This window comes from Bifidobacterium sp. ESL0732 (genome assembly GCF_029395535.1).
Taxonomy (GTDB): domain Bacteria; phylum Actinomycetota; class Actinomycetes; order Actinomycetales; family Bifidobacteriaceae; genus Bifidobacterium.
Window position 1 is genome coordinate 1,336,548 of sequence record NZ_CP113920.1, and the last position, 12,117, is coordinate 1,348,664.

Below are 12,117 nucleotides of genomic sequence, written 5' to 3' on the forward strand. Positions count from 1 at the left end.
CTCTTCGAATTTAATATAAAGAATCCGCCGCTGAAATATTTCAGTGGCGGATTCTTCGTAGTCTTTATCGTCTCTTAACACAGTGGGTCACAATCATTGCAATATATTATGTATCACAATCGTCGGCTTATAACAACAGAAACCTGTATTCCTTGCAGAGCGCAAACTCACGAAACCAAAGATGCCGGAATCACCGATGCGCATTGTCCTGAAGCGGCTCACCGTTGACGTAACGACGTACATTGGCCACGGCTATATCAACGATATGGGTGTCGTTGCTGGCCAAATGACTGCCGCCGGCGACATGCGGGGTAATCAGGCAACGCGGCTCGCCCCAAAGCGGATCGGAAGCGGGCAGAGGCTCGGTTTCGAACACGTCGACGCCGGCACCGCGAATGGCTTTGCGGCCCAGGGCTTCGGCCAAGGCGTCATCATCCACCGCATCGCCGCGACCACCATTGATGACAATGGCGTCTTTCTTGAGCAAAGTAAGCCTGCGCGCGTCGATGAGGTGATGCGTATCGGCCGCACGCGGCAATGACAGAGCGACCACGTCAGCCTGCGGCAAGAGCTCGTCTAACTCGTCGAATCCGTGCATCTCATCGATACCATCGACAGGCTTGTCGGCGCTACGACGCACGCCGACGGTATGCATTCCGGCACCTTTGGCAAGACGAGCGAAATGCGAGCCGATATCACCGGTGCCGATGACGAGCGCTGTCGCCCCGTTCGGAGAGAGCACAGTCCCCTCGTCCTTCCATTCGTGCTCCTCTTGGTTGCGGACGTAGAACGTGAAGTTCTTCATCAACGCCCACATCATCGCAATCATGTGCTCAGAAACCGATTGACCATAAGCGCCGGTGGCGCTCGTCACGGTGACTCCTTCGGGCAAAATGCCAGGCTTGATATAAGCATCGACTCCTGCACTCCAGGTCTGCAGCCATTCAAGATTGGTGAATTGGCGGGCAATCGCCGGATCGAAGTTACCCAGCACGGCCGTGGCACGACTACGCAGTTCCTCAGGAACCTGTGCCTTGACTTTCATATCGCCATAATTTTCAGGGTCTCCGCAGAATTCGATAGGCACATCGCCAGCAGCCTCAATGAAGCGCTGCCTGTCCCTTTCGCCAACAGGTATGCAATTGACGATGAATTTTCTGCTGCCGGTTTCTGCCGTCATTTTTCCTCCCCAGCGTTGATCGATAATTATTATCGAAAGATATATGCTCTTTCAATATAATAAAGATAATGATAATCCTGTCTTTGAGCCGATTATATGCCAGACCGACCGGATATTGGAACTACTATTGACGAAATACGTTAAACCAGCTTACAGCTCACAGAAATCCTGAAGATACTGACTATTTTGACAAACGAACATAGGTCGGTAGCCCTGTTAGTAGACGCAAAATGGCAAGTACCAGTCATGAGGCTGGTCTTGCCATTTTGCGTTTTATCGAAAAACCATCATTCCGATTTCATCTTTTGTCATTCTTTCTTGTTGAACGCGGTGACGACATGCTGGAGCACCACGAAGACAAGAATCATGAGGCCGACCACGATGGTGGTCCACTCAGCCGGTACACCGAAGTCGCTGGTGAGCGGGTCGATGGTGGAACGCACCAGAGCGCCGATGACGGAACCGAGCACGTAGCCGAAGCCGCCGGTGACGATGGTGCCGCCGATAACGACCGAAGCCACAGCATCGAGTTCCCAGCCCACGCCGGTCGTGTTCTTGGCCGATCCGATGTTCGCCGTGTAAACGATGGAGGCAATGGACGCCAGGGTCGCTGAGGTGAAGTAGATGATGAACTGCGTGCGCTTGACAGGAAGGCCCATGAGCTCCGCCGATGGACGAGAACCGCCGATGGCGTAGATTGTACGGCCCGTACGAGTCTTGTGCAGCAGAATATAACCAAACACCACAACCACAGCGGCGATGACCACGCCCATGTTGAAGGTCAAATCATTCGCGATCTTGGGGTTGTCAATGATTTTGATCGGGTTGGAAATCCAATCAAAGTTGTTGTTCGCCGGAAGCGTCAGCGAATCAGTCGAGATAATCGAAGAGATGCCACGGGCCAGGAACATCGTCGACAACGTCGCGATGAAGGGCTGCATATTGAACTCTTCGATCAATGTTCCGGCCAAAAGACCGAAGGCCATGCCGATGACAATCATGACCACCATGGCCAGCGGCGCAGGGACACCGGCTATAGTCATCTTCACACCTACAACGGAGGTGATGGAGACGATTGCGCCGACGCTCAAATCGATGCCACCTGTCAGTACCGGCAGGGTCATGGCCACCGCCAGAATGATGAGGTAGGAGTGATCGATGAACAGGGAGGAGATGAATCCGAGCCTGATGTAGGTGCCAAAGAGAACTTGGCCCATAATCAGCATCAGAATGAAAATCACCACAGCGGCGATGGTCGGAATCATCTGAGGATCGAGATGTCGTGATTTTTTCACGCTCTTCTTACCAGCTACAGCATTTGCCGTTGCGTTGCTCATGCCGCCACCTCCTTTGACTGTGCCTTCAATGCCCTCTTACGTTTTATTTCGGCACTGAGGTTATGGACCTTTGGAGCCTGCATGACGCATACGAGAATAACCACAACCGCGAAGAACGCAGGCGTAGCCGCCGCATCGATGCCCAAAGTGATGATGGTCTTGCGAATCATGGCGATGATAATTGCACCGAACGCGGAGCCAAGCAACGAGAACTTGCCGCCGAGCAGCGAGGTGCCGCCGATGACGACTGCCAGAATCGCGTACATTTCAAGATCCTGACCGGTCTTGACCACATCGACACGCATCACGGACGCCGTGGCGAACAGGCCAGCAACTGCAGCGAGCAGACCGGAAATCGCATAGACCATGAAGAGGATCTTGCGTGGCTTGATGCCGGTCATACGGCTGGCTTCGGGGTTGATACCCACGGACTCGATCATCATGCCCATGGCCGTCTTACGAGCGAGGAGACCAACAATCAGAACGATGATGACCGCAATGATGAAATTGGCCGGAATGCCGAAGATGAAGCCATTGGCGATCCAACGCAACGGAGCGATGCCGGGAATCGAGCTCGCATCAGCGTTCTGGCCGGAGGTGATGACCTTCGCCAGACCTCGTCCTGCAAGCATCATGATCAGTGTGGTGATGAACGGCTGCAGACCGAGAATCGAAATAAGCGCACCGTTGATGCAGCCGATCAGCAGACCGACAAGCAGAGCGCACAGAATGGCAACCCAGACGTTCGCACCGCCAATCAGCATCTGCATGGCGACGGCGCCTGCCACAGCCATGGTCGAACCCACGGAAAGGTCGATGCCAGCCGTGGAGATGACCAAGGTCATGCCGGCTGCAATCATCAGATATCGCGCGGATTCCTGAATCATGGTGATCAACGGGCCTGCAAGACCTCCAGTATTGGTGTTCCATTTCAGTGACAGGAACCCATGATCAAATATCGTGCAGATGATGATGAGTACAATGAATGCGACCACCGACCAGGTAAGGTTCGAAGACATAAGCTTCTTTACAACAGAAGTCTTGTCATCGTTATTGACGCTTTTTTCCTGAGCCATCACTCCCCCCTTCCAGTATTGATGTTGGTATTCGCAATGGTTTGAACAATGGTCTCCTGGGAGACATTGTCGTCGTTTTCTATTTCAGCGATCTTGTAACGGTCCTTAAGGACTTCGATATCGTCGGAAAGACGCACCACTTCATCAAGTTCGGAAGAAATAAAGACGACACCGATGCCTTGGGCGGCCAGGTCGATGACGACCTGCTGAATCTCAGCCTTTGCGCCGATATCGATACCTCGTGTAGGCTCATCAAGAATCAGCAACGTAGGATTGGTCGCCAGCCAGCGGGCGATCAGCACTTTCTGCTGGTTGCCGCCGGAGAGGTTCTTGATCATCCTGTTCGGGTCGGCAGGACGGACGTTGAGTTCTTTGATGTACTTGTTGACGACCTCATCCGCTTCCTTCTTGGGGATGGGCTTGAACATACCGCGGGTGGCTTGGAGAGCGATCAGGATGTTTTCCCTGACCGTCAGGTCGCCGATGATGCCCTCATCACGACGGTTCTCTGTGGAGTAGGCAATCTTGTTGCGTAGGGCCGTCGCCGGGTCGGAGACAGTGAGTTTCTGACCGTTGAGCTTGAACTCACCGGAATCGGCCTTGTCCGCTCCGAAGAGCAGACGCGCCAATTCGGTACGTCCGGAGCCCAAGAGCCCCGCGAAGCCGACAATCTGTCCCTTGAAGATATCCATATCCACGGGATGGACGGATCCCTTCTTGCCGAAGTCGTGCACAGAAACGATGGGCTGTTCGCCAGCCACCGGCTGACGACGCGTCTTTTTGGTGCCGATCTGGCTGAGTTCTTCAGCGCTTTTGCCAATCATCATGCCGATAAGCTCGTCACGAGGCGTGTCCTTGGTGACGACCTCTTTGATGAACTGGCCGTTACGCAGCACCGTCATCTTGTCACTGATCTCATAGACCTGATCAAGGAAGTGGGAAACGAAGAGTATGGCGACTCCAGAATCACGGACCTTTCGAATGATGGCAAAGAGGTCCCGGACTTCGTTGGCGTCCAGAGACGAGGTCGGTTCGTCGAGAATCAGCACCTTGGCATCAATGACCATCGAGCGGGCGATGGCGACGAGCTGCTGCATGGCGATGGAAAGCGAGCTTAGCGGCGAGTGAGTATCAAGATGGCTCAATCCCATCTCGGCTAGGTATCCAGCGGCCTTGGCGTGCGTTTTCTTCCAATTGATCATGCCGACCTTGTCGCGGACTTCATGACCCAACATCACGTTTTCACCGATGCTCAAATTGGTGCAGAGGTTCACCTCCTGGTAAACGGTTGCGATTCCGGCGTTCTGTGCGTCGAGCGTTCCCTTGAACAATTGTGGCTTGCCCTCTACCGTAATGGAACCGCCATTGATCTTATAGACGCCCGTAAGCGCCTTGATCATGGTCGATTTGCCGGCGCCGTTCTCGCCCATCAGAGCGTGAACTTCACCGGGATAGAGACTAAGGTCAACATTGTCCAGCGCCTTCACACCCGGAAATTCAATCGTGATGCCTTTCATCACGACTATGGGTTTTTTGTCTGTCATGTTTTTGCCTTACAAAAAGTTAAAACTTCATTCACATAGAAAACGGGTGTGGGCGATGTGGCGATTAAACGTCCATCGGCACATCGCCCACACCCGTTTCATTTCGGTTCAACGAACCGATCAGTACGTACGAGTTCCTGCATCAAGCGCTTGCTTGGCGGCAGCAGGATCGAACACCTTCGAATCGATGACGATGTTCTTTTCGACCTTCTTGCCGGCCAGCTTGTCCTTGACAGCGTTGGCAGTTTCCTTGCCGAAGATCGGGTTGTACTCGATATCCTCGGCGAGGTCACCGGCAACAACGGCCTGCAGACCGGGCTTTGTGCCATCGATGGTCACGATCTTGACCTTGCCCTTGAGCCCTGCAGCGTCAACGGCCTGTGCGGCACCGAGGCCCATCTCGTCATTCTCAGCGAAGATGAACTGCGGATTCTTGTCCTTGTACTTGTCAAGCAGACCAGCGGTCACGGTCTTGCCTTCATCAGTGGACCAGTTTGCGGACTGCTTCTCGAGCACGTTGATGTTCTTGTTGGCCTTGGCGCTCCAGCCGGTCTCACGATCCTTGACCACGGAGAGGCCTGCAGGTCCTTGCAGAATGAAGCCATTGGCTCCATCGGGGAATGCCTTGTTCATGAACTCGGCAGCCTGCTGACCAGCCCATTCGTTGGACGGACCAATGTGGGAGACAACAGCGTTCTTGGCCTTGGCATCCTTGACGTCAATATCACGATCAACCGTGAAGACCGGAATCTCAGCCTCAGCAGCCTTCTTTAGCGAATCATCCCAGCCGGAGTCCTCGGTAGCGGAAAGCACGATGGCATCCACACCGTCGTTGACGAACTTGCTGAACGCCTGAATCTGCTTCTGCTGATCGTTGTTCTGGGTCGGGGAATAAATCAAATCGAATCCAGCCGACTTGAACGCCTTCTTGACGTCTTCCTCATTTGCTGTACGGAAGCCGCCTTCCGGGCCGACAGCCACAAATCCTACCGTCTTCTTGCCGCTCTTGGATTCGCTCGAGCTATTGTTCGACGAACCGCAAGCAGCCATGCCGACCAGTGCCGCCGTTGCGGTCAGTAGGGCCAGGCTCTTTTTCCATATATTTTTCATATCAGCTCCTCTTCGAGTAAGTAAAGGCTTTAAACACCTTTATGCTTTTTGACTACATTCTCATTATGAATTGTTTGCGCTCACAATGCGTCGAAAAAAGATAACAATTCGATAACTTTCTGAAATGAAAAAAAATTCAATCAAGAATCAGCGCTGCGATATTACGGTGACCTGGGTATCGGCGATGACCCAGGAACCATCCAAAGCCCCGGAAATAGAATGGACCACACCTTGCGTATCAAGCGCCACCAGACGCAACCCATTGGAAATCTGTCCGCTGGCAATCGACTTGATCTGCGCACGCGGAAGACGCTGGGCATGCTCAGGGCCAGGCCCTATCTGCTGAAACCCCTGTGCATCTTCCTGAGATGAACCCCCGATCACATAAATCAACGTCGTGTCGTTGTAGAACGTCAACATCGAAATTCTGCTGCGCGACGAAATATGGGCGACATTGTCACTCAGATGCACCGGGACCTGTGCCTGGTTACGGGCAATACCACTCATGACCACACCCGCCATGGGGCCGGATTGAACGGATATTGCAAGCCTAGACCCATCAGGGGAAACCGCTATTGCTGAAATCGTTGCGTCACCAAGCCACGGAAGAGTGAAACGTTGAACCGAACCATTGCCTTCTTGCATCAACACACTTCTGCCGTCAACCCCCAAGGCCCAGATTTCGTTTTTTATTCCGCCGGCAATGGTCTCTATCAGGTTCCCATCGAACATCGCACCGCATGAAGCCCCATTTGATTTGAGGCAAGTGACACGCGAATCAGAATTCAATACCGCGCCCCCGAGAGCCCCGAAAACAAAACCGCGCGCGTCCTCGGACCCTTCCACTCGCCCCACACGCAAAGGCGCCGAAGAATTCAGGGAGACAATGTTGCCTGCGCTCAAAGAATACATGGGCGAAGATGCGTATGTATTCTGGACTGAGAGATCGGCATCTTCACGAGAATAATCCTGCTGGGAAGCGGCGGTGACGACCATATCGTAATTGGTATCGCCATCTCCAAGTGTCATACGCATTTCGTGAACCAGCATGGCCCTGTTTTCATGGGTAAGCTGGGAAAAAGCGTCGTTCAACACAATATGTGTCTTGTCGTTCTCTTCGAAGACTGCATTGACCTCAAGTTTCAACTCACGTTCATTGAGATTGGCGAGCGAGTCACCCAACCAATCCACCTTACCGACCAGTAGCTCCTTGACCGCAAGAGACCGCCAATCCCTCCAAGCGAACCAGCGAACATCAGGGATAAGGATATGGGAGAACGAATCCGCACGATACAAGGTCACCTGTCGGAACACCTGATCGAAATCAGAATCGGAAACCACTACGACGTCCGGGGCATGTTCAATCCGCCATTGCCCCTTTTCGTTGATAAGCAAGAAATCCAATGACTGAATCGAACCGTTCGACACCGAACTGTACTGACCTCTGTTGTCAACTTCTCCCTTGACGTGAATTTGAACTTTGATATCGCATTCTTCCTGCCCTCCATCCGAGAATTTCATATCGCTGGTTTTCTTGATGAACGTCGGTTCTCCCTGGATAACCAATGACAACGCCTCACCGTTCCAAGTCGATGCCGCCTTGCGTGTCAGAAAATCACGTGCTACATGGAAACCGTCACTCTGGATTCCGGCGGGCATGGCGTCGAAGAATCCTCTGAGAATGCCTTCGGGCTGGTCGCCGGCTTTGGGACCATGGGGATCGGTGAATACCCTTTTCGAACGCTGTTCGATGGCAGGGAGACGCTGTACCGCCCCCTGGTCGGGGAATCCCAAAGGATTCGAGCAGGAAGAACCCAAAACCGAAAATCCAATGGCCAGCATCATGATGAAGAATCTCTTGACGTGCTTTACAAACATGACGATTCCCCTTCTACGCTTCTATTTGCCGAGTGGATGTTATACCGAAATCGCCGAGGGTGGCAAAACTGTCTGGTTCGCCGCAGAAATCAAGAGGAAGCTCTTCTTCTTTCAACGCAGGCTGGTCGGGGTTGAGAGGCAATATGACCAAAAACCACGTTCCCTCGCCGAGGCAGGAACGGACGTGAATATCGCCATGATGCGCCTTCGTATCCGCCAATGCGATCGACAAACCCAGGCCGGACCCGCCAGTAGTACGGGAACGCGAGGGATCGCCTCTCCAAAAACGCTCGAAGATATGGACCAGTTGACTTTTTTCCATGCCGGTTCCGTGGTCCCGGATACTGACGACCACAGCCGTATCATTTAAGGCCAGACGTATATCCACGGGCTTCCCAAGCGAAAAATCAATGGAATCAAGCAAGAGGTTCCTTAAGATACGTGTCACGCGTCGAACATCCATTTTTACCAGACATAAGCTGCTTGGAAGTTTCACGTTAAGCTCGGTGGCATTGACATCTGCGATCGGGCGGACCTGTTCCACTACCGACCTGATGGTTTCGCGAATATCGCTTTCGACCAGATCGAGAGCGGATCCACCGGCGTCATATCGGGAGATGACCAGCAAATCGTTGAGCATCTTTCTGAAACGCTCTATCTGTCCGGACAGCAATTCCACGGTGCGTTTTGTGGAAGGCTCGAAGCTCCCTTTCCTTGCCACCAGCAGATCGGAAGCCATACGCATGGTGGTGACTGGTGTACGCAGCTCGTGACTGACATCCGAAACGAAGCGTTTCTGGGCAAGCTCCGCCTGTTCCAATTCATCGATTTTCTGACTCAACGACCCCGCCAATTCGTTGAATGAACGCTGTAACGTGCCTATCTCGTCTTTTCTGTCGACATGCACACGCACGCCGAGGTCACCTGCTGCCATTGTCTCTGCAGCATCGGCGACATGAGTAATCGGAAGGATGATACGACGCAGCACCAGCAAGACCAAAACACCGAGAAAGACACTTAATGTCAGGCAGATTCCGAGCAGGCTCCTCTGAATCTGGGTCAATGATTTTTCCTCATTGCCGTAGGTGTACAAGGAAAACAGTTCAAGGTCGCCCATGGCTCCAAATTGCAGCCTAGTGCCCAGTACGGCTCCTGGCTCACGATTTCCCCCAACCTCAGTAATACGAACAGGTTTATAGAAAACGTTATCGCCCTCATCATTGAGCACCGATTCCCGTATATCGCTACTGATCAGGGAACCGTATGTCGGCTCTGTGGAAACGGGCGTGATTTCATCGCCGGAAACCGTCTGTCTGAAAATATAGACGCCGAGAAGATTCGTCGTGCTGTTGTTCTGAATCGAGGATGCAGTCTCGTTGACTAGCTGCTGGTATTGTGCTTCATCGGATATATCCGCGGCATTGAGCGCCCCACGGACGTGGGTGACCTCATTGGAAAAATCGTTGAGCGAATTCGATTTTACCTGTTCGAAGAGCGAGGAACGCACCGAGTACAGCGAAACCATCGAGAAAACGGCGGCGACAACAAGCGTGACCGCTACAACAAGAATTACGGTATGCGTTTGCAAGGAATGCAATGCCTTGAAACGAATGACATCCCACCAATGCTTGAAACCATGGCCGGTCGCGTTCGACGATACCGCTTTCACGATGCCAATCCATTGCTGATACCGCTTTCCTGGGGCTGCGCGGTGTCCGGCCCATTGTCGGAAACGAAACGGTAGCCGATGCCGCGAACTGTCTGAATGATATGCGGCTGTTCGACATCAGATTCGACCTTGGCCCTCAGACGTTGGATATGCACGTTGACCAATCTGGTATCTCCGGAATTCTCATAGCCCCAGACCATCTTCAGCAACTCCTCGCGTTTGACGGCTTTGCCCTCATTGGCAGCCAAAACAAAGCAAAGATCGAATTCCACTGGCGTAAGCCCCAAATCGATACCGTTTTTCGTGGCGGTATGTTTGGCTCTGTCAATCACAATGGAACCGCAGCTCAATCGTGACGGTGAAACATCCATGCCTTTTGAGCCCCTGCCATGCGAAAGACTCTGCATATCTAGGCCCCGGAGCCTGGCATTGATACGTGCCAGCAATTCATCGGTATTGAAAGGCTTGGTGACATAATCGTCGGCTCCTGCTTCAAGACCATTTACGACATCCAGTGTGTCTGTTTTTGCTGTCAGCATAATAATGGGCACTCGGGAATGAGACCCCAGCGTTCTCGCGACTTCGATGCCATTCATCCCCGGCAGCATGACATCCAACAGAATAAGGTCAGGTTTGATGAGCGGAAACATGTCGACGGCACGCAGACCATCCTCGCAAACCACGGTATCGAAGCCTTTATCCTGTAAAACGATTGACAGCATTTCCGACAGAGCTTTATCATCATCCACAATAAAAATTTTTTTCATTCTTTGCGTTTCGGCATTCATAGTATCAACAACTTCCCGTCCATTCTTCCCAGCTCAACTTCGTTGTCAAAAATAGAACGAATGACATCTACTGCAATATCTATTGTAGCGGTTGTTCTCCTGTATCGTCCACAGCGCTGTTACCTTCATTTTCTCGCTTTTGATCCGGCTGCCCTTTCCCATTGTCTTGCGGATCTCCACCATGAAGAATCGCCCGTATCTTCTCCAGTCTCGGTCCGACCTCACGCTCGTAACCGCGATGATTGGGATGATAGTATTCGTGACCCAACAATTCGTCAGGCATGTACTGTTGTGTGGCAACAGCTCCGGGAGCATCGTGGGCGTAAATATAGCCGTCTTTGTTGCCCCAATCCTTCATGAGCTTGGTCGGAGCGTTGCGCAGCCAGAGCGGCACCTGGCCGATCATGCCCGCGTCGACGTCGGCGAGCGCCTGATTGATGGCATTGTAGCTGGCGTTGGACTTGGGGGCGGTGGCCACGGCGATGACAGCCTCGGAGAGGATGATTCGCGCTTCAGGCATGCCGACCATGGCGACAGCCTGCGCCGCGGCGACGGTGAGCTCCAGAATCTGCGGGGCCGCCATGCCGACCTCTTCGGCGGAGGCAATCATGATGCGACGGGCAATGAAGCGTGGGTCCTCCCCCGCACGCAGCATCCTTGCAAGATAATGCAGTGCCGCGTCCGGGTCGCTGCCCCGCATCGATTTGATGAATGCGGAAGCGACATCATAGTGGTCATCGCCATCCTTGTCGTAGCGAACAGTGGCGGAATCCATGACTTTAGAGACAATATCGGGGGTAATAATTGGCTTGCGAGCGCCTTTCTTGCGTCCCTTGTCTCCCGTGACCGCACCCGCTGCAGCTTCGAGAATGGTCAGTGTCTTGCGACCGTCTCCCCCGGCCATACGGATGATCTCGCCCACGGCCTCGTCACTGGCTTTGACTTCTCCTTTGAGCCCGTGTTCGCTTTCCAATGCGCGGCTGATCAACGTTTTCAGATCGTCAGGTTCCAGCGATTCGAGCTTGACGACGACTGATCGGCTCAGCAACGGTTTGTTGATGGAAAAACTGGGGTTTTCCGTGGTCGCCCCGATAAAGGTGACGTCGCGGTTCTCGACGCTGGGAAGCAGTGCATCCTGTTGGGATTTGGAAAACCGGTGCACCTCATCAATGAACAGCACCGTCTCGCGCCCCTGCGTCACCAAGCGTTCGTGGGCACGCTCCAGCACAGCACGCACATCCTTGACGCCCGAAGTAACAGCGGAAAGCTCCTCGAAATCACGTCCGGATTGCTGAGCCACGATATAGGCCAACGTGGTCTTACCGACTCCGGGAGGCCCGAACAGGATGATTGAGCTCGGAGCGGTCAGCGACCCTTTTGACGCCGGGCTGGCAAGCCGACGCAACGGCGACCCCTCGCCCAACACCTGCTGCTGGCCCACAACCTCATCAAGCGTCGTCGGCCGCATCCGCACGGCCAGCGGACGGGTCACGTCTTCAGGCACATCAGCGGCGCTGAACAAATCTTCAGTCATA

9 protein-coding genes are annotated in these 12,117 nt (G+C 53.4%); all 9 read right to left on the reverse strand.

Going from position 1 to position 12,117, the window contains the following annotated elements; genetic code table 11:
* Window positions 1-190: 190 nt before the first annotated feature.
* The 9 genes from OZX70_RS05215 to OZX70_RS05255 all read right to left on the reverse strand — a co-directional run bounded on the left by OZX70_RS05215 (window position 191) and on the right by OZX70_RS05255 (window position 12,116).
* Complete coding sequence (locus tag OZX70_RS05215) at window positions 191-1,180, reverse strand: D-2-hydroxyacid dehydrogenase (RefSeq protein WP_277179605.1); 990 nt, start codon at window positions 1,178-1,180, stop codon at window positions 191-193.
* A gap of 308 nt (window positions 1,181-1,488) precedes the next feature.
* A complete protein-coding gene (locus tag OZX70_RS05220; RefSeq protein ID WP_277179607.1) occupies window positions 1,489-2,517 on the reverse strand; it encodes a sugar ABC transporter permease in 1,029 nt (342 codons plus the stop codon).
* Window positions 2,514-3,593 carry an ABC transporter permease gene (locus OZX70_RS05225; protein ID WP_277179609.1) on the reverse strand — a complete coding sequence of 360 codons (1,080 nt, stop codon included), beginning with the start codon at window positions 3,591-3,593 and terminating at the stop codon, window positions 2,514-2,516. Before OZX70_RS05225 ends, OZX70_RS05220 begins: the two co-directional genes overlap by 4 nt.
* Window positions 3,593-5,137, reverse strand: coding sequence for a sugar ABC transporter ATP-binding protein (locus OZX70_RS05230; RefSeq protein WP_277179611.1), 1,545 nt, complete (start codon window positions 5,135-5,137; stop codon window positions 3,593-3,595). Before OZX70_RS05230 ends, OZX70_RS05225 begins: the two co-directional genes overlap by 1 nt.
* A 120-nt stretch (window positions 5,138-5,257) precedes the next feature.
* Window positions 5,258-6,247, reverse strand: coding sequence for a substrate-binding domain-containing protein (locus tag OZX70_RS05235; protein WP_277179613.1), 990 nt, complete (start codon window positions 6,245-6,247; stop codon window positions 5,258-5,260).
* 147 nt (window positions 6,248-6,394) lie between these two features.
* A complete protein-coding gene (locus OZX70_RS05240) occupies window positions 6,395-8,125 on the reverse strand; it encodes an LpqB family beta-propeller domain-containing protein (RefSeq protein WP_277179615.1) in 1,731 nt (576 codons plus the stop codon).
* 13 nt (window positions 8,126-8,138) lie between these two features.
* Window positions 8,139-9,794 (reverse strand): MtrAB system histidine kinase MtrB, encoded by a 1,656-nt coding sequence (gene mtrB, locus OZX70_RS05245; RefSeq protein WP_277179617.1) that lies wholly within the window; start codon window positions 9,792-9,794, stop codon window positions 8,139-8,141.
* Window positions 9,791-10,561, reverse strand: a complete 771-nt coding sequence (gene mtrA / locus OZX70_RS05250; protein WP_348519442.1) for an MtrAB system response regulator MtrA — start codon at window positions 10,559-10,561, stop codon at window positions 9,791-9,793. Before mtrA ends, mtrB begins: the two co-directional genes overlap by 4 nt.
* Before the next feature lie 100 nt (window positions 10,562-10,661).
* Window positions 10,662-12,116: a replication-associated recombination protein A gene (locus OZX70_RS05255; RefSeq protein WP_277179621.1), complete on the reverse strand. Its 1,455-nt coding sequence runs from the start codon at window positions 12,114-12,116 to the stop codon at window positions 10,662-10,664.
* Window position 12,117 lies beyond the last annotated feature (1 nt).

Coding starts and splice junctions, on each gene's coding strand:
- OZX70_RS05215 (WP_277179605.1), bottom strand. CDS start 1,180: ATGACGGCAGAAACCGGCAGCAGAAAATTCATCGTCAATTGCATACCT.
- OZX70_RS05220 (WP_277179607.1), bottom strand. CDS start 2,517: ATGAGCAACGCAACGGCAAATGCTGTAGCTGGTAAGAAGAGCGTGAAA.
- OZX70_RS05225 (WP_277179609.1), bottom strand. CDS start 3,593: ATGGCTCAGGAAAAAAGCGTCAATAACGATGACAAGACTTCTGTTGTA.
- OZX70_RS05230 (WP_277179611.1), bottom strand. CDS start 5,137: ATGACAGACAAAAAACCCATAGTCGTGATGAAAGGCATCACGATTGAA.
- OZX70_RS05235 (WP_277179613.1), bottom strand. CDS start 6,247: ATGAAAAATATATGGAAAAAGAGCCTGGCCCTACTGACCGCAACGGCG.
- OZX70_RS05240 (WP_277179615.1), bottom strand. CDS start 8,125: ATGTTTGTAAAGCACGTCAAGAGATTCTTCATCATGATGCTGGCCATT.
- mtrA (WP_348519442.1), bottom strand. CDS start 10,561: ATGAAAAAAATTTTTATTGTGGATGATGATAAAGCTCTGTCGGAAATG.
- OZX70_RS05255 (WP_277179621.1), bottom strand. CDS start 12,116: ATGACTGAAGATTTGTTCAGCGCCGCTGATGTGCCTGAAGACGTGACC.